Genomic DNA, 19,281 nt, shown 5'->3' on the forward strand with positions numbered 1-19,281 from the left:
GTCATAGGTCTAGCCCAGATTCATCTTGCGTAGTCCTTATACTACACTTTCCTTTGGTATTTTTGCATAAGTGGGATGCTCCCGTCGTGGTCAATCAAACTCAATACCTTCTGTTTTAATTTCAGCAGAAGAGATGATTATAAGTAAGTCGGCAAGAATAAACTAAACTATATTACGAAACGTAAATACACCTGAAACCCTTATAAATGACTAAGGACAAATGACAAATGACAGCCTTGGCCAGTTAGCTTTATTTGCGTCGCTCTACTTATTATTTGTGGAGAATATAGGGACAACTCAAAGTAATACTGCTGTACACCGCCACTATCCTACACACAACAGATTTACACTCGCGCTAAAAATTAACGGGAGCAACGCCCCATGCCAAGAGTCAATAAGCCCAGACGCAAAAGCTCCCGTTTAAGTAAGTCGGCAAGAATAAACCAAACTATATTACGAAACGTAAGTACACCTTAAACCCTTATAAATGACGAAGGACAAATGACAAATGACAGCCTTAGCTAGTTAGCTTTATTTGCGTCGCTCTACTTAGTAGAGTGTCACCCTTCGGTTGTAAGCGTCTTTGAAACTCCCATAGTCGTACTCGACTTGAGTTGCATAGTCTAGAGCAAAGTTAACAATCTCATCCTTGAATGCAATCTTGTTACGGCTGACGATATCAGTCACTTCTTTATCAACGCTTTCAGGAATAATCGTAGCATCGTAGTCTTTATCAGAGATGGCATGGTTCTTGGCAACGACCTTCCCTGCATAGGCCATGGCATCCATGAACTTTGACTTAGTAGTTAGCAATGTATAGTCAAAGTCCACTTGATAAGGGGATTTTTCATGCAGCATAAAGGGGATGCTATTGACCGTAGTGTAGCCAACTAAAGGGTCCGTATTAGAAAGCATTGCTTTGGTGGCGATTGTCACCCTCGCTCCTTCATGATTTCCATAGACTGAAGTTGGCAGCAAACCTGGGACTGCGATCGCCACAGCGCTAGAAGCCTCCTGCTTCATCTCCAAAATCCGGTCATCATCGGTTGCTGAACTTGGGCCATCAATCAGCAAGTAATACCGATATTTACCAAGATTACCAGTGCCTGAACCTAATTTGAGGCGAATGTCCTTGAGAGTGTAGTAACTATTGCTGTAGCGCTTACTGCTAGGAATTGAGGCGATGTAGCTGCTCATAGCCCCAGCAATGTTTGAATAGGTGCTGCTGGATACAGGTTGAAATTTTGAAGTTGTCTGGAAGACTCGATTGCTACTAGAATTTATGAAAGTGTACTTATTTAACAAACTAGAGCGGCTGTTGGCTGCTGCCTGTTGAATTAAATCCTTGACCACACCGTTGGTATTGCTCTCTTCTAGACGGTATGATAACTCATCGTTAGTCCCCTTAAAGTCTTTCATCTTGTTGAGGTAAGCATCCAGGAAATTTCGGACAATATCTTGAGCATCACTGGAGCTTTGACCGTTCTCTTTAGCTGCTAAGAGAATTGAAACTGCCATACGTCGCAAATCCCAAACGTAAGGACCAAGATAGCCTTCATCAAAATCAGTGGTGTCAAAGACGTTGTTACCGTTGTTATCTCTCATTCCCCCAAGATTTTGTAGATGCATATCTCCTTCTAACCAGATGGCTGAGGTAGAGGAATTTACAAATCCTGAACCTGGTAAAGTTTGCATATCCCGATAAAAGATGTGAGCCGTCCCTCGATAGAAGGCCAAGGGTGTAGCTGTCATCTTTTGCATCTTCGTTGCCAGTTCTTGCGGCAACGAAGATGCAAAGGGATGATTGTATTGGTAAATTTCATTTTCCACCCAAGTTGAACGGAGAGTTGCAGCGTGAGATATAGATACAAACCCCAAAGTTAAAATCAAGACGGTGACGCTTGCACATATGTGTTTGAGCATGAAAGTTTTTTAGGCGGTAAAGAAATTAATTCTTGCTGGACTCTTGTTTCGTGACAATCATCCAATAAGAATTCTTTTATCACCTTGAGTTATAGCTTAGAAAGTGATTTAAATGCAATTCCAAGAGAACTGAAGCAGCGATCGCAATTTTTAAGGGCAAGCAGCCTTAACTATGCTCAACGAAACACTTTGTAGTTTATACAAGTTGTTTGCAGCTTTCCCAAAATTTGGTGCTATTTCTAAATTCCGTGCCACTTTTTGTTGAAATTTCTGTGTTTCGTCTTTCCAGATTTTTACCACTACTAAAAATTGTCTTTTTTCGCCACCGGAGAAGATTAGACCTCTTGCAAAAGTCCCTAACACCCCACCCCCTTACTTCCCCGCCCTGATAAATTAGCAGTAAGCTGTTTAAGGGCGTTTTTTCATAATTTACTATGGCAAGTATTAACGACAACTACCTGAAGCTGAAAGCAGGTTATCTGTTTCCAGAAATTGCTCGGCGGGTCAATGTCTTTGCCCAAGCGAACACTAATGCTAAAATCATCCGGCTGGGCATTGGCGATGTTACCGAACCTCTGCCAGAAGCTTGCCGCACAGCGATGATTAAAGCTGTGGAAGAAATGGGCGATCGCAATACCTTCAAAGGCTACGGCCCAGAGCAAGGCTACCCTTGGTTGCGAGAGAAAATTGCTACTCAAGATTTCCAAGGGCGGGGAGCGGCGATCGATGCTTCGGAAATCTTTATCTCCGACGGTTCTAAATGCGACACGGGTAACATTCTGGAAATCTTTGGTCATGATAACATCATCGCCGTTACTGACCCAGTTTATCCCGTGTATGTAGACACTAACGTTATGGTGGGAAATACCGGGGATGCCAATGATCAAGGCGAATTTGAGGGTTTGGTCTATCTGCCAATTACGGCTGATAACGACTTCACCGCCGAGATTCCCTCAAAGAAAGTCGATTTAATTTATCTCTGCTTTCCCAATAACCCCACTGGTGCAACTGCTACCAAAGAATATCTCAAGGCATGGGTGGACTATGCCAAAGCTAATAATTCAATTATTTTCTTTGATGCAGCCTACGAAGCTTACATTACCGATCCATCGATTCCCCACTCAATTTATGAAATTGAAGGTGCAAGAGAAGTTGCGATCGAATTTCGGTCTTTCTCCAAAAATGCAGGCTTTACAGGAACTCGTTGCGCGTTAACAGTAGTACCAAAGACACTCAAAGCAAAAGCCGCCGATGGTTCCGATGTGGAACTATGGAAACTGTGGAATCGCCGCCAGTCCACCAAATTTAATGGCGTTTCTTACATCGTCCAACGGGGAGCCGAAGCGGTTTACTCTGAAGAAGGACAAGCACAAATCAAAGGATTGGTTAGTTTCTATTTAGAAAACGCCAAAATTATCCGCGAGAAACTCACAGCCGCCGGATTATCAGTTTATGGAGGCGTGAATGCACCTTACGTCTGGGTAAAAACGCCTAATAGTTTATCTAGTTGGGAATTCTTTGATCAGCTGCTGCAAACTGTCAACGTTGTCGGAACCCCTGGTTCTGGCTTTGGTGCTGCGGGTGAAGGTTACTTCCGCATTTCGGCATTTAATAGTCGCGAGAATGTCGAAGAGGCAATGAAGCGGATTACCGAGAAATTTAAGGTCTAAAAGGATTTACCCTCATCCTCCAACCCCTTCTTCCACATATGGGAGAGAGATTTAGGGTGAGGGCAAAAACTACGGTTATCAACTTAGATGAGGTTTAAGCTGCGATCGCACCTGATTTTGGTACTTTTAAAAAGTATTTCGGTAAGCGGTAGCTTCAGTTAGATCCGAGAGTAGCGAAAACGAAGTCTGAGTAGCCGCAGCCAGCGTAACCACATTTGTGCAGGTTGTTCAAAAAAGCTGAAAATATCACCAAAACCTAAATTAGTTTTGTGATGATGTAACCAGTGTCTTTCAGGAGTAGTAATAAATAGAATTTGGCATAAAATATTTACAGGCTTTGGAGTTTGCCAGCCCAGTACACTTATGTGTCTCCACCAAACATGAAATTGACCAAGCAGTAATCCAGAGATAACGCCAATAGGAGAGAAAGACCACAAGAGTACTGCTATAAGTACATAAGGCAAAGCTCCCAAAATACCATCTAAAAGAACCTGGGGATTAAAAGTCAAAATAGCGTAGTGGCAAAAGTCCTTCTTCCAGGAGTGGTGCGTTTTTAAATGAAGGCTACCAAAAACGTGCTCGGGTACATGGTAAAAGAATGTAGATAGAAAATCGCCAAAAAACAGTAATAACCAAGCAACAACCATAGCCTCAACCATTTGTACTCCTCAACTTTAGTAAGAAAACACCACAGGAAATATGCAAATGTCATGCTGTCCGCGTAGATAGATCGTTTTTCGCTATGCAAACAGCATCTGTGCATCTCATGGGTCTAGGCTCCAGTTAATTTGGCTCAGAGTATATGTAATTGGATCCGTTGCAGTTTCATGAATCTCTGCTGCTTAATGCAGTCAACAGCAACTCGTAATAACCCAATACGCTTGGGTTAAGCCCAAAAAATAAAAATGTGTAGGAACGAAACCCAACCTACAACGGGCGTTTGTTGGGTAACACTAAAGTTCAACCCAACCTACAACTATCCACAAAGCCAAGCGTATTGCGTAATAACCTCCAATTTCACTTCTAACTTTGGGCTAATGGTAGTAATACATCTAAAAGTTGATGTAGCTGCCGTATTTTAATATAGCCACTACACAATCTTCTTACTAAGGCATACAGCGTAAGCAAAGGTTGAGTTAAACTTAGTACAAATTTAGGTTAAGACTCAATACTGCGTAGGTTTTGAATATTTGTAGGTTAGGTTGAACCAAGCGTTACCCAATAAACCCCGCTCTTCGGTAGGGTTTCGTTCTTCAACTCAACCTAGACATTTTTTATTTTTTTGCCAAAACCTGGGCAGTATTGGGTTAAGACTTTATTCAACATTGTTAATGCTAAATTGATAGCAATTAGAGTCATTTATATAAGTAAAAATAAATAAAAAAACAGATATTCTACCAACGTAACTTCCGTTATAAACGCAGGGCTATTTGATTCTCATCTAGCCCGCCTCAGAATTCATTCTGAGTCTAATGATGTTGCACCTTAACTGAACGGTATTGGGTTATAGTCCGTTTTAACGGACTTTAGCTATGAGCCAGGAACTTCAGTTACGGGTGGTTTATGTGTAGAATGAAATAGCCCTGTTATAAAGGTAAGTAAAGCGGCCTTACAATTAAATTGGGAGTATCTAGAATTAAATAGATGCCAAAATAAGTAAGTTAGCGTTAAAAAATAAATTATCACCGCTTCACCTTTATACCGAACGTACAGCAGTTAAGCATTTCTTCCTTCTCTTTCGTCTCTACGAGACGCTGCGCGTTGGCAGAAGCATCTCGTAGAGAAGGCAACTCGTAAAAAAAATTAACTTTGACAAAGAGTTTTAGGCTTAACCTCAAGAGTATTGCTTTATCTTAAATTAAAGGGTTTAAGACCTTTGTTTTGTAATGGGGATTGGTTATTAAGCGACTTGTACTGCCCTTAAGAGCGAGACGCACTCGCGTTCGGCTACGCTCACCAAGCGCGTAGTCGAAGTAAGTCGAAATATAACCCCAACACAAAACTTACTTTTTTATTGAACCGGGGGATTTATATCAGTTTAAAACCCTTGTCTAAATCTGCAACAGCTTCTACCTTAGCTAAGTACAATGGTGTGAAAAAACTCAAGTATGTTACGAAACGTAAATAAGCTTCAAACCCTTACTAATGACAAATGACGAATGACAAATGACAGCCTTAGCCAGTTAACTTTAATTGCGCCGACCTACTTATAACTCTTCTGGACTGAGGCTTTTCAGCCATGGACTGAAAAGTCAGGTCAAGGTAAGGCTTGAATGAGTTCCCGAATCACATCTATTGCTGGTTTACCTGTGTGTTCACAATACTTTTCAAGGTTCTCGGCTTCATCTAATGTCAAGTTTAAAGTAATTCGCTTCAGCGCCCTTTTTTTACTGGAGGTTGCCAAACGGGAAAATTTAAGTACAGCAGTTTTATTCATTGATTGACAGGGTAGATATATACAAACTTTCCTTATCAATATTGCCAATTTAAAACTGTCTTTACCAGTGAAAATCGAGATTTTAACATTGAACTTAAGCTTTACATCCCAAAGACATTACTGAAAAGTCAAAGTATTAAACAACTAGTAGCACACGGAATCAACCTGCTATTAGCCAAGTAAAAGAAGCTTTCGGCTGAAAAACTAATGTCAGTTGTGATATGCATCACTTCATATATATAGCAACCTAGTAGATAATTCTTCTTAATCAAAGGTGATTACATTAACAGTGAGTTAATATATGACTCTACAGAATTGGAGACGGAAGCGTGGCGTTGCACTTACTAGCAAAGGGTTACAAAAAATTAAGGAAGCAAAACATCAGTCAGAAGCCAAGGAAAATTTTGGAAACAGGTACACACTTGAAGAAATGAGCGCACGCTCTGGGTTACATTCCACTACTATCTCGAAAGTAATGAATCGGGAAGGAGGAGTTGACAAACAGACTATTGAGAAGCTTTTTTCAGTTTTTAGCTTAAAAACAGATAAAAGTGACTATTTAAGCTCAAATACTCGTCTAGATTGGGGAGAAGCTATCTTTAACTCAGTTTTTTATGGACGTACTGAAGAACTTACTATGCTAGAGGAATGGATTCTCAATGAGCAATGCCAATTGGTGGCACTATTGGGAATAGGAGGTATTGGTAAAACGGCGCTGTCTGTAAAGTTTGCTCAACAGGCTCAGGATAACTTTGAGTATGTGATCTGGCGATCGCTACGAGAAGCTCCACCTGTTAAAATTATTCTAAGTAATCTGATCCAATTTTTATCTGAGGAACAGGAAACGGAAGCAAACTTACCAGAAAGCTTTAGCGAACGGGTATCGCGGTTACTCTATTATTTACAAAATTATCGCTGTTTGGTGATACTTGATAATGTAGAGTCAATTCTCCGCAGTGGTAGCCGCGCCGGACTTTACCCTGAAGGATATGAGGAATATGGTGAGCTTTTAAGACGAGTAGGAGAAGCGACTCATCAAAGCTGCTTAATGCTGACTAGTCGGGAAAAACCTAGAGAAGTGGCATTGCTAGAAGGACTAGCACTACCTGTTCGCTCATTAGCACTTAATGGTTTAAAAGTGGCAGAAGGGCAAGAAATCTTAAAATTCAAAGGGCTATCGGCGGCAGAGGATGAATGGAAAGTAATGATTGAGCGTTACGCAGGCAATCCATTAGCCCTAAAGATAGTTGCCACGACCGTTCAAGATATCTTTGATGGTAATGTGAGTGAATTTTTGCAACAAGACACATCTGTTTTTGGCGACATTCGTGATATTTTAGACCAGCAGTTTGAGCGCTTGTCAGATTTAGAAAAAGATATTATGTACTGGCTAGCGATTAATCGCGAGTCGGTTACACTATCAGAATTGCGAGATGATCTTATATCATCGGTAGCACCAGCAAAATTACTTGAGGCTGTGGAATCTTTAAGAAGGCGATCGCTAATCGAGAAAGCTACGCCTACGCCTATTGAAAAAACTGGATCATCCTTTACTCTTCAGCCTGTAGTTATGGAGTATATGACTAGTAGCTTGGTAGAAAGCGTCTGTGAAGAAATTGTTAGTGAGAATATTGATTTATTGCAGGGTCATGCTCTAATGAAGGCAACAGCAAAAGAATATATTAGGGATACTCAAATTCGCCTCATTATCAAACCAGTTATAGATGGGTTGGTTCACAGCTTAAGAAGCAAAAAAAACATTGAAAATCAGTTAACTCAAATTCTTGCAAGACTGGGAGAAAAATCTCCGTTAGAACCAGGGTATACAGGTGGCAATATTCTAAATCTGCTTTGCCATCTGGAGACGAATCTAAATGGCTATAATTTTTCTTATCTGACTGTTTGGCAAGCAGATCTGCGGAATGTAAATTTGCACAATGTAAATTTCGCTCATGCTAATCTTGCTAAGTGTGCTTTTGCTGAAACTTTGGGAGGCATTCACTCAGTGGCATTCAGCCCTGATGGAAAATTCTTAGCTACGGGGGATACTAATAGTGAAGTTCGCCTGTACCGAGTTGCGGATGGAAAACAACTGCTTACCTACAAGGGACACACAGGTTTTATCTGGCCAATTAGCTTTAGTGCCGATGGTCATTTTCTTGCTAGTGGCAGTGATGACCAAACAGTGAAACTGTGGGATGCCGGTACTGGACAATGCCTCACCACCTTACGGGGGCATAAAGGTGGGATCTGGTCAGTCGCCTTCAACTCTCAAGATACTATGCTTGCCACTGGCAGTGAGGACTCCTCCGTGAAAGTGTGGGATACTAGTTCTGGGAGATGTCTTAAAACTTTCGAAGCACATAGTAATCGGGTCACATCAGTTGCCTTCAAACCTCAAGGTACTATGCTTGCTAGTGGTAGTGATGATTCGTCAGTTAAGCTGTGGGATATTAGCACTGGTCAATGCCTTCAAACTCTACTGGGTCATAACGGTGGAATTAGGTCAGTTGCATTCAGCCCAGATGGTCAAACTTTGGCCAGTGCCTGTCATGATCAAACAGTGTGGTTATGGAATATTACTACCAGTCAATGCTTTCAGATTCTACAGGGTCACGGTGACTGCGTAAATTCTGTTGCCTTTAGTTCTGATGGCTATACACTAGTCAGTGGCAGCGATGACCGAACGGTGAAGTTGTGGGAGGTTAGCACTGGTCAGTGCTTTAACACTCTGGGGGGACATGGCAGCAGGGTGTCGTCAGTCGCCTTTAGTCCAGATAATTATACAGTCGTAAGTGGCAGTGAAGATCAAACGGTGAGGCTATGGGATGTCAGCACTGGTCAGTGCCTCAAAACTTTGCAGGGTTACGTTAATGGGATTTGGTCAGTCACTTTCAACCCTCAAGGTACTGTCGTTGCAAGCGGTAGTGGTGACCAAAAGGTGAGATTGTGGGATGTTAGTACGGGTCAGTGTCTCAAAACTTTGCCTGGACATAGTAATCGGGTCACATCAGTCACTTTCAACCCTCAAGGTACTCTGCTTGCTAGTGGTAGTGAGGATTTTTCTGTAAAACTGTGGGATGCTACTACTGGTCAATGCCTCAAAACTTTGCGTGGACATAGTAATCGAATCACATCTGTTGCCTTCAGCCCAGATGGTAATATGCTAGCTAGTAGCTGTCATGACCAAACGGTGAAGCTGTGGGATGTCCCCACTGGTCAGTGTCTCAAAACCTTACAAGGGCATACCCATTGGGTATGGGTTGTTACCTTCAGCCGAGACGGTCATATGCTGGCTACTGGCTGCCATGACCAAACAGTAAGGCTATGGGATATCGGTAGCGGTCGTTGCTTGCAAATTTTGGAGGGTCATACTGATTGGATGTGGTCAGTTGCCTTCAGTCCAGATAGCGGGACAGTGGCGAGTGGTAGTAGTGACCAAACAGTGAGGCTGTGGAACGTCTGCACTGGTCAGTGTCTTGGAACTTTGCAAGAACATAGTAATTCCGTGTATTCTATCGCCTTCAGTCCAGATGGTGGTATCCTTGCAAGTGCCAGTGGAGACCAAACGGTTAAGCTGTGGGATGTCCGCACAAGGATGTGTATAAAAACTTTGTCAGGACATAGCAAGTTAGTATGGTCCGTTGCCTTTAGTCCCGACGGTCATACCCTGGTTAGTAGTAGTGAAGATGAGACAATTAAGCTTTGGAATGTAAAAACTGGTGAGTGCCTCAAAAGTCTCAGAAGCTCTAGACCTTATGAAGGTATGAATATTATTGATGTTGTAGGTATAACTGAGGGGACTATTACTAGTATGAAAGCTTTAGGTGCGATTGATATAAATACGACTAGTAGTACACTTTCTAACCTGGAATAAGTTTAAATTATGATGCAAGTAACTGGTTATCATCATTCCACGACTCTTTTTTACAAACATATAGGCTGAGTCGATACCTTTGCCAAAATAAGAGCCTACAAAAATTTGGGCGAAAATGGCAAAAAGACTAATACATAGGCGTTTAGCTAACAAAGTAGCTTGGAGGCTCAAACCCTACCTACCCTTATAAGAGGGGGAGCACAGGGAATGCAGGGAGAGAAAAAAAGGGCTTATCTGAACCGTATTGCCTTATAGAACTGGAACCAAGCTTTCATTCGACCATGAAACTGTTTTCTTCTATCCTTGCCAATAACTATTTGCGTTGCAGTAGCAAAACTGCTCCTAAAAAACCACAAGCCAAAATCCCGAATGCACCACAAGGTTCAGGGACAGAAGCAGGCTTCAGTGCTAAAAATGCTAATTCTCCGATTAGGCGATGACCAGCAGTTGTAGGATGAACTGGATCCCAAAATAAAAACTGATCTGGATTACAGGCTACTGCTTGTGCAGGTAAATTCAAAGGTACTACCGATTTTTGTATGCAATAGTTAGTAGCATTCGTTAGACCGAATTCGCCTGGATCGGCGATCATCCTACTAAATAAGTTATTAACATTCAGGGGAATGATGTTGATATGAGGGTTTAGTTGCTGGTTCAAAAAACTGATAGTTGTATCTAAGCCAGAGTTATGTGCATCGGTTAACGTACTGAAGAAGCTGGGTATTTGACTGTTGAAGTTTGCAACCGGAAACTTTCCCAAATCTGGCAGGTTAACTACCATAATATCTTGAGCGCCTACGTCAGCAAGTGATGTCACTGCCGTTGATATATTTGTGACTGCCTGATTAGGGTTAGGAACACCTCCCCCAAAGTAACTGAAGTAATCATTAGCACCATTCCATAGGATGTAGAGGGCGTTGGGATTAGCAGACGAACTTGCTGCGGTAAAACTAGTAATTTGCTGCTGCAATCCGGGTAAACCAGGAACACTAATGTTATTGACTCCGGTGGTAGCCCCTCCATAGGCAAAGTTGGTGTCAGGATTGAAGGATAATCCTAAGTCTTGTGCCAAATATTCTACCCAAACCGGACCATTAGAAAAACGTCCATCAAAGTATGACGAACTTGGGGGAAAAGTTCTATTTGTGGCATTGAATGCATTTCCCGTATCAGAAAAGCTGTCACCAAAGACATAAATGTCTTCATAATTCTGTGCCGCTAAAATTTTAAGCTGAAACATGAAAGACAACAGGAAAAATCCTGTCGTCAGAATTGTTTTTTTCATTTAGGTATTAACTATGCTTTTAATCCTGGTGGATATCTTAGCAAGAAATGATACTTTGAGTTTCAGAATTTTTCACTATCGAATCAGGTTCATTGTCGGGAACAGAACCTAGCACCACATCGCCCCACCGGATTACGCTTGCGGAAGCAGAACTGGCTGCGCCAAAGCCATAGATCAAAACTAAGTCATTTTCGCGAATTTTGCCTAACTGTGCGGCGTGGTACAAATTGGCTATGGTTAGTGCTGGCCCAATGTTTGCATACAGAGGGTAGACATTAATTGTGCGCTCTGGGTTAATGCCCAATACACGCGTACAGAAGCTTGCAAACCAAGCAGTGGGAGTATTGAAAATAAAAAAGTCAATTTCTTTCAGGGTCACACCAGCAGCAGCAATAGCCCCCTGACAACAAGTAAGTAGTAGATCCGCAGCTGTTTCGCCGATCACTTTGTTCGTGCCCTTGGGCACCTGCATCCGAAACTGTTGATTGCCTTGTTCGTCCTCAGTAAGTTTGAAAGAGAATTGATCACACAAGATACTTGTATTAACTGTCTTTGTACCAAGAATGCCTTGGTTTGGTTTTAGTGAACTAACCAAGAAAGCTCCAGCGCCGTCGCTAAAAAACCATGAAAGAGTGTCGTCTTGATCAAAGAAGCGAGAGTAGGTACATGAGATCGCTACTAGCACATTACGGTGTATTCCTGCTTGTACTAAAGCACAAGCAGTTTGAAGGGCAATTAGGGTACTAGCACATGAAGCATCAAGATTCCATGCGCCACACTGTAGTCCCAGTTGACGAGCAAGGAAGGCGGCATTGCCAAATCCGATTTGTTCAGGTAAAAACGAGGCGACGAGTAGGAGATCTACATCTTTGGGAAAGACCTTTGCTGCTTCCAGGGCATCCTTTGCTGCGCGATACTCTAGAGTCAGGGACGATTCAGTAGGAGCAAGTATCCATCGCTCAACTGTGCCACGAAAGGGATCTTTGAGATATGGCATCATCTCTAACTCATACTCATTGCTGGGGGCGGAGTCAGAAAGGGAAAACAAGTTTGCCAAGCTTTTTTTCTCTACAGTTGCAAGCAAGTTTGGGTAGTTTTGTCTGTAGTAATCTTTTGTACATTTGATGCTGGGAAAGCTCAATGCGATCGAACGAATACCTACTGAGGGATACACCATGTCCAATTTACTCTTAATAGTTCCTATTTACGCACGAAATCAAGTTACGAATACGATTTCCAATTGGCGCAGTTTGCGTAGAGTCAATGATTACATCAACAACGAACGGAGTATTTGAGGTAAGTGCTTTCTCTAGTGCTGGTTGAATGTCAGACTCGCTTTCAATGTGGATGCCATCAGCTCCCATGCTTTGGGCAATCTTAACAAAATCCGTCTGTGGAATCTGTGCAGGCACACCCTTAAAGCCAAGTAAAACCATGCCCTGATCGCACATGTTGTAGTGCGAGTCGTTGAGTATAATCCAAATAGCAGGAATCTGGTGTTGCACAGCTGTACTTATCTCGTTATTCATGAGCATCGCACCATCCCCAACAATAGCAACAGCCTTACCATTTCTCGCCAGTGCCGCACCCACAACGCCCGTAACGAAATGCCCCATAGACCCGAAGCCAGTGCTGACCCGAAAGCGGCCTGGTTTAGTAAATCGCAGATGGTGAATTCCCCAGGCAAACGAGTTACCTGACTCAGCCATTACTACTGCACCGCTTCCTTCAACAATCACCTGTTGAATCGCATCCATAAGTACTTTGGGTCGCACTAAACCGCCTCTACATGGTTTGATTAAATCAAGTTCAGGTCGAGGCACCGTTACCGCCGTTGAGCAACTATTACTTAGAGAAAAGTGCTTCAGCAGCTCTTTCATAAACACTTTTACGTCAGACTGGATAGCAAACGTCTCAGCATATGGATATGCTGCTCCTGGCACATCTGGGTCGATGTCAATATGTAAAAATCCTCGCTGGGGAATCATGGTAGGGTTCCAGAACGACGTAAACTCCCCAAGGCGCGTTCCCAGAACCAAAGTATGCAAAGGGCAGTACTCCTCCATATATGTCAAAACAGACTTGTGTCCAGCAAAGCCCGTGACTCCTATAAATTGTGGATGATCTTCGGGAAAAATCCCCTTACCACGGGGCGAACACATTACCGCAGCCCCTGTTATTTGAGCAAGTTGGCGAATCTCTCCAGCAGCATCGCGCGCACCGAAGCCAACCCAAATGGCAAAGGATCCTTCAGAGAGCAACCGGACACATTCGGCGATTGTTTCTTCACTTGCGGTTGCCAGACTCTGAGACTGAGTGACTCGTGGCAACGAAGTTTTTAGTGAACTTGTCTGGATATTTGTAGGAATACTTATATGAGCTACAAATCCTCCTGGTTGTGCCAGTCCGAGGGCAAGTCTTCGAGAAATCTCTGTGAGTTCATCGCTACATTCAACAGTAGTTGCGTAATGAAATATTTGCGCTGAAGTAACAATACTTGTGCAGGGCATAGTGTATGGGCTGGTTTCCTGGAAAGCCCAACGTCCCCTTTCTGGTGCTGAGGTTGAAGCTGACACGAAAATTACCTTAGCACCCTCCCAACGTGCAGCAAATAACCCTGTCAAAGCATTAGTGATCCCCGGCCCTGTAGTAGTGAATACCACAACCGGGCGATCGCTAGCAAAGTGCGCTTCAATGGCCGCAAAAGCTGCTCCAGCTTCGTGGCGAAAGTGTAGCACCTTGATGGAGCTTTGGTGTAACGCGGCCCACACTGGGGCGATCGCCCCTCCCGAAACACCAAAAGCATACTCCACTCCCATATCTCCCAGGATTTTTACCACTGCCTCTGCTACCGAAAAAGTTATAGGTAACTTGCTATCAAATAGCTGTTTAGTTGAGTTTAATTCTTCAGTGGTATTAGCTTGTGTATCCTGAAAATCCATAGAAAATATACTTAAGAATAAATAGCTCTATGGGATAATATCATCCCACAGCCGAAGTCGGTCAGCGTAAATATTTGTCGTTTAAATCAGGCAGCAAGCAGCTATGTTGAGGACAAGAGGCAAAAGGGTTTTAGCTTGCTTCATGATTAAGATAGTTTTAGTTTTGTTGTGGCAATCGACTTGCTTATCTTCACACAGTTTGGTCTTTCTTAAACTCTGCTTTGATGAATAAATGTTAAGAAAGTTTAAGAAGATGTTTTAAAAGTCCTCTTGTCGGTAACAAAACGTTTTAGATCCCCCTAAATCCTCCTTAAAAAGGGGGACTTTGATTCTTCCCCCCTTTTTAAGGGGGGCTAGGGGGGATCTAAAAGTGCCTAAAGTCACAGTAAAATACTTTTCAAACATCCTCCAAGAGTGGCAAATGCGGCGATCCCTGCGGCGGGCTGCGCCAACGCAGATGGGTTCATCCGTCTTTTGGTTTGTGAAAACTAAACAGAATCAATCAAAATAATGAGTATAAAAAATGATTAACTTCCATCAGTATAAAACTTTAACGTTCGATTGTTACGGAACCTTAATCGATTGGGAGAACGGCATCTTAGGGGTACTAAAGCCGCTTCTGCTGGCACACAACACTAATTTGGATGAGAATCAAATTCTAGAACTTTTTGCTGAATTGGAAGCAGAACTCGAAATTGGACATTATATCAAATATCGAGAAGTTTTGAAGGGAGTAGTCCAAAAATTTGGTGAACGATTTGGCTTTGAGCCAACTGCTGGCGAACTCAATTCACTTGCTGATTCGATTCAGTATTGGCTGCCTTTCCCTGATACAGTTGAGGCACTTAGAGCTTTAAAGCAAAAGTTTCAGCTAGTAATTATCTCCAATGTCGATGACGATCTCTTTGCTTTCTCGGCAAAGCACTTGGAGGTGGAATTTGACCAGATAATCACAGCAGAACAGGCAAAAAGCTACAAACCCTCCTTAAACAACTTTAGACTGGCTATTGAGAGAATTAATTTACCGCTAGATCAGATATTACACGTTGCTGCTAGTGTATATCACGATATTGTTACAGCCAAATGTCTGGGACTATCAACAGTCTGGGTAAACCGTCGAGCAGACCAAGAAGGAGCAAATACCACAAAAAAAGCAGAAAGTCAATCTGATTTAGAAGTGCCGGATTTAAAGACTCTTGCTACTTTGAGTTTACCGAAACAATAGTAAGCAATAAGTGCTGAGTGCCTAGAACTGTTTCGATGAGGCTCTGTTGTTACAAGTTTTCCGGTAGGCGTAAAGCTCAGTCACCGAGTACCGTGGGTTTAAATCCCCCGGTTCAAAAAATAAGCAAGTTTTGGGTCGGGGTCTAAATCCCCGGACGCTCTCTACGAGACGCTAAAAGCGAACGCAGACTCGCTACCGCTACGCTAACACAAAACTTAATTACGAATTACGAATTACGAATTATTTAAGCGACTCGTGCGACTTTAGTCGCATTGGATATTTTTTAACTTCTTATTAGTTTTACGCCAACTACGCTAGTATACGTTTGGAGGTAAAAACGATGATTGTTTTTGAGTTTAAAGCTTATGGGAAGTCAGCCCAGCTAACAGCAGTTTCGGATGCAATTCGGACTGCAAAGTTCATTCGTAATAGCTGTATTCGCCTATGGATGGACGTTAAAGGTACAGGTAAAAACGATTTGCAGAAGTATTGTGCTGTACTGGCGGCTAATTTTCCTTTTGCTAATGAACTCAACTCAATGGCTCGTCAAGCTTCTGCTGAAAGAGCATGGTCTTCTATTTCTAGGTTTTATGACAACTGCAAAAATGGCATTTCTGGTAAGAAAGGATATCCTCAATTCCAGAAAGATTGTCGTTCTGTTGAATACAAAACGTCAGGATGGAAGCTTGCAGATAATCGTAAATCCATAGCCTTTACCGATAAAAAAGGTATTGGAAGGTTAAAACTTAAAGGTACTCGTGATTTGCACTTCTACCAAATTAACCAGATTAAACGGGTAAGATTGGTAAAACGTGCGGATGGTGTGTATGTTCAATTTTGCATTGATGTTGACCGTTTTGAAAACATAGAACCGACTGGTAAAACGGTGGGGTTAGATGTTGGCTTGAAGGAATATTACACCGACTCTGAAAGGAGAATGGTTGAAAATCCCAGGTTTCTTCGTATTGGTGAAAAAGTTCTCAAACGTTCACAACGTCGTGTTTATAGAAGGGTGAAAGGCTCAAAAAATAGGGGCAAGGCAAGACAGGTTTTAAGTAAGCGCCACCTCAAAATAAGTAGGCAACGTAAAGACCATGCTGTGAAATTAGCACGGTGCGTAGTTCAGTCTAACGACTTGATAGCTTATGAAGATTTGAGGATTAAAAATCTGGTGAAAAATCATTGTTTAGCTAAGTCTATTAATGATGCATCTTGGTATCAGTTTCGTGTCTGGCTTGAATATTTTGGAAAAGTATTTAAACGTGTCACGGTTGCGGTTAACCCGCAATATACTAGCCTTGAATGCTCTAGTTGCGGTCAAGTTGTTAAAAAAACTCTATCTACCAGAACACACGTATGTTTATGTGGTTGTGTGATGGATAGAGACGAAAACGCAGCTAGAAATATCCTTAGTCGGGGATTGGGTACGGTAGGGCATACCGGAACCTTTGCACTTGATGCTCTTCCCCGCTTGGGGAGATGAAACCGCTACTCTTGTTGGTGAAAACCTGCACGAGCAAGTTATGTCTTAGATTCAAGAATCCCCGTCGCTTCAGCGCGGGGAGTGTCAATTTGACCCTCGTACCAACGCTCTGGTTCTGGTTCACCAGGATCAGCACCCCGCCGATAAAATTGTTCAATAAAACACTTTGATAGCCTAAAACGATGAAAGCATCTGCTAATTTCGACTTTGAAGACGAGAAATTCAATGCACCGCCTTCTCAAGTCATTCCCTGGTGTCAGATGATTAATCCTCGGTATGGCACAGATGGTATGCAATCCCACGGTTTGGCCATTAAGCTAGACAATGCCAATGCTGTCGGCTTTGTCCCAGATGATAATTGGCAGCAAGTAGAGCATGAATTTAGTTCTGGAGTCGAAACGGTCTTTATTAGCACTACTCCACACTTGGTTTTAGTGCGTCGGGGGCCATTGTCTGTCAAAGACCGGGAAAGTGGTCTAAAACTGGGTACGCTCAAAGATAATTATGATGCCTTTTTAGCAGATAAACTTAAATTTAAAACCTTTACTCGCTATCTAATTTTTATAGTGGGTGAGAATAAAAAGTTTTTACATGAATCACCATTACAACTAACTCTGAATGGGGCCGCCGGAGCGAGTTTCAGCAAAACCTACTGTGAATATCAACAAGGTAAAGTAGTTAGCGGATTCGTGGCTGAACTAGAAAAAGCTTATGCTATTTACCGCAAGCAACCTTTAACATCAAAAGGCCCCTTGTTCCACGCTCACGGGATTTTTTGCCCGATAATTGAGTGTGAAGAAAGAGGTATTGAACCAAATACAGTTTTAGTAGCTTCAACTGTGGACTACAAACATCCCACGGTAGGGACTTTAACCCAATATTTAATTGCTTCCGATTCTCTTGAGTCTGCAATGATTTGCAAGACTTTTGAAGAATATAAAGATTTTGGCAAGGAACCTGTAAAACCAGAAACGCCTAAATTGGCAATGGCAGGAGTTTCCAACTCTTACGTTTATGCTGATGAAGATGATTTTGCTTATCCGCCCTATTAGGTGGGAGGGGGATGAGGGGGATGAGGGGGATGAGGGGGATGAGGGGGATGAGGGGGATGAGGGGGATGAGGGGGATCAGCAGAAGTTGCAGTAAGTTTTTCCCCTGTGCCCCGTTCCCCATTGCCCTATTCCTTGAGAAGCAAATAATATAATGAACCATTGCCGCCTGTGATGCCAGCGCGATCGCCTGCTAGTTTCCCAGACCCCATGAAATAATCCACCCGTCCTGGGCCTTTGATGGCGCTTCCTGTATCCTGATCTAGCACAAAGCGGCTGACGGTACGTCTCTCTAGTTTGCCACCACTGGCGGGATAGGGAAATGAGTTATAAATCAGCGCTAGCGCTCCCGGTGGCATGAGAGACTTATCTGTAGCAATGGAACGTTCTGCTGTAACTGGCACATGAATACTACCAGTAGCTGGTCTACCACTTGTTTCTCGGAAGAAAATAAATCGTTCCCAGCGTGGCAGATAATTGCTCAACTCCTGGGGCTTTCTCTGAAAATAACTAATCAGACGTGGCATAGTCAATCCTTCCAGTGGAAGTTTGCCATCTTTGGCTAGTTCTCGGCCGATACTAGTCCAAGGGTAATCAGTTCCACCTGCATAGCCAATTGACGTTGTTTTACCATTAGTTAATTTAATTTGGGCAGAACCTTGGATATGTACCATGTATGCGTCTAAGCGATTGCGAAACCAAAGCAGTTCTAAACCGCGCAACTGGCTTTTATTTCCTTGTAAACCATCCTTCCCTTCCAAATCAATTCGTTTGGGATGAGGTTTCGGCCATTGGCTAAAATCAGCTGGTAGCCGATAAAGAGGATACTTATATGTTGCAGTCCTGACACGGCTAGCGGTGTAAATAGGTTCGTAGTAAGCAGTGAACTTAACAGTACCCTTGCCATCGTTACCCACAGACTGGTAGAAGACAAACTCACGGCGGACAGCAGTTTGTAGTTGCGCTGGTGACTTAGAACTGACAACCAGTTGGCGGAAGCGTACCAAACTCCGGCGGACGCGATCAAGGGTAATTTCCTTGATGGGATAATTTTGATATGCTGCGATCGCCTCACTCTTTGTGAGGTAAAACAGACTGTAGTCAATGGAAGCCAATAGCGCTTTGCGATCGCCTATTTTACCCCTTTCACCCCAAATTTGGTCATCCCATCCCAAGCAACTCTGCTGGAGCGTACAATCGGTTGCGATCGCGACTGGTTTTAGCGGTGGCGTTAACTCAGGAATGATTGGTATTGGCAGAGGTGGGAGATCAGGAGTAGTCGGTATTGGCAGAGGTAGTAAAATAGGAACCTGAGCAACAGCCGACCAAAGAGGATTTACAAGGGCAATTCCCAAACTCAAGGAAAGCAAAGAAAGGGTTTTTCTCATCA

The 19,281-nt window shown here is 42.8% G+C and carries 12 protein-coding genes and 1 pseudogene; 6 read left to right on the top strand and 7 right to left on the bottom strand.

The window, feature by feature from the left end; translation table 11 throughout:
* Positions 1-549: 549 nt before the first annotated feature.
* Complete coding sequence (locus LC605_RS02905) at positions 550-1,923, bottom strand: DUF2252 domain-containing protein (protein WP_229546077.1); 1,374 nt, start codon at positions 1,921-1,923, stop codon at positions 550-552.
* A gap of 434 nt (positions 1,924-2,357) precedes the next feature.
* On the opposite strand from LC605_RS02905, the gene LC605_RS02910 reads away from it, so the two are divergent.
* Positions 2,358-3,593 (top strand): LL-diaminopimelate aminotransferase, encoded by a 1,236-nt coding sequence (locus tag LC605_RS02910; protein ID WP_229546078.1) that lies wholly within the window; start codon positions 2,358-2,360, stop codon positions 3,591-3,593.
* A gap of 158 nt (positions 3,594-3,751) precedes the next feature.
* On the opposite strand, the gene LC605_RS02915 is transcribed toward LC605_RS02910, so the two are convergent.
* Together LC605_RS02915 and LC605_RS02920 are read right to left on the bottom strand one after the other, a co-directional pair.
* On the bottom strand, positions 3,752-4,252 hold the full coding sequence (locus tag LC605_RS02915) for a fatty acid hydroxylase (protein WP_229546079.1): 501 nt from the start codon (positions 4,250-4,252) through the stop codon (positions 3,752-3,754).
* A 1,598-nt stretch (positions 4,253-5,850) separates the two neighbouring features.
* Positions 5,851-6,030, bottom strand: coding sequence for a CopG family transcriptional regulator (locus LC605_RS02920; protein WP_229546080.1), 180 nt, complete (start codon positions 6,028-6,030; stop codon positions 5,851-5,853).
* A 301-nt stretch (positions 6,031-6,331) separates the two neighbouring features.
* Here LC605_RS02920 and LC605_RS02925 point away from each other — a divergent pair, with 301 nt between their 5' ends.
* Positions 6,332-9,907 (top strand): NB-ARC domain-containing protein, encoded by a 3,576-nt coding sequence (locus LC605_RS02925; RefSeq protein WP_229546081.1) that lies wholly within the window; start codon positions 6,332-6,334, stop codon positions 9,905-9,907.
* Between the two features lie 313 nt (positions 9,908-10,220).
* Here the strand turns inward: LC605_RS02925 and LC605_RS02930 are convergent, their stop codons facing one another.
* From LC605_RS02930 to LC605_RS02940, 3 genes are read right to left on the bottom strand one after another with little or no spacing between them, the layout of a single operon-like run.
* Entirely contained in the window at positions 10,221-11,192 is a 972-nt protein-coding gene (locus LC605_RS02930) for an SGNH/GDSL hydrolase family protein (protein ID WP_229546082.1), read from the bottom strand.
* A 37-nt stretch (positions 11,193-11,229) separates the two neighbouring features.
* Positions 11,230-12,369, bottom strand: coding sequence for a 3-oxoacyl-ACP synthase III family protein (locus tag LC605_RS02935; RefSeq protein WP_229546083.1), 1,140 nt, complete (start codon positions 12,367-12,369; stop codon positions 11,230-11,232).
* Between the two features lie 13 nt (positions 12,370-12,382).
* Positions 12,383-14,134, bottom strand: a complete 1,752-nt coding sequence (locus LC605_RS02940) for a ScyA-related TPP-binding enzyme (RefSeq protein WP_229546084.1) — start codon at positions 14,132-14,134, stop codon at positions 12,383-12,385.
* A 370-nt stretch (positions 14,135-14,504) separates the two neighbouring features.
* Here LC605_RS02940 and LC605_RS02945 point away from each other — a divergent pair, with 370 nt between their 5' ends.
* From LC605_RS02945 to LC605_RS02960, 4 genes and pseudogenes are all read left to right on the top strand, one after another.
* Positions 14,505-14,645, top strand: coding sequence for a hypothetical protein (locus LC605_RS02945; RefSeq protein WP_229546085.1), 141 nt, complete (start codon positions 14,505-14,507; stop codon positions 14,643-14,645).
* Between the two features lie 12 nt (positions 14,646-14,657).
* On the top strand, positions 14,658-15,359 hold the full coding sequence (locus tag LC605_RS02950) for a haloacid dehalogenase type II (protein ID WP_229546086.1): 702 nt from the start codon (positions 14,658-14,660) through the stop codon (positions 15,357-15,359).
* A gap of 340 nt (positions 15,360-15,699) precedes the next feature.
* Positions 15,700-16,891: pseudogene (locus tag LC605_RS02955) on the top strand (RNA-guided endonuclease InsQ/TnpB family protein).
* Between the two features lie 133 nt (positions 16,892-17,024).
* Positions 17,025-17,894, top strand: coding sequence for a DUF5895 domain-containing protein (locus LC605_RS02960; protein ID WP_229546087.1), 870 nt, complete (start codon positions 17,025-17,027; stop codon positions 17,892-17,894).
* 125 nt (positions 17,895-18,019) lie between these two features.
* Here LC605_RS02960 and LC605_RS02965 read toward each other — a convergent pair whose 3' ends face one another.
* On the bottom strand, positions 18,020-19,279 hold the full coding sequence (locus LC605_RS02965; RefSeq protein ID WP_229546128.1) for a murein transglycosylase A: 1,260 nt from the start codon (positions 19,277-19,279) through the stop codon (positions 18,020-18,022).
* Positions 19,280-19,281: the final 2 nt, after the last annotated feature.

This window comes from Nostoc sp. CHAB 5836 (assembly GCF_020829445.1).
Classification (GTDB): domain Bacteria; phylum Cyanobacteriota; class Cyanobacteriia; order Cyanobacteriales; family Nostocaceae; genus Nostoc.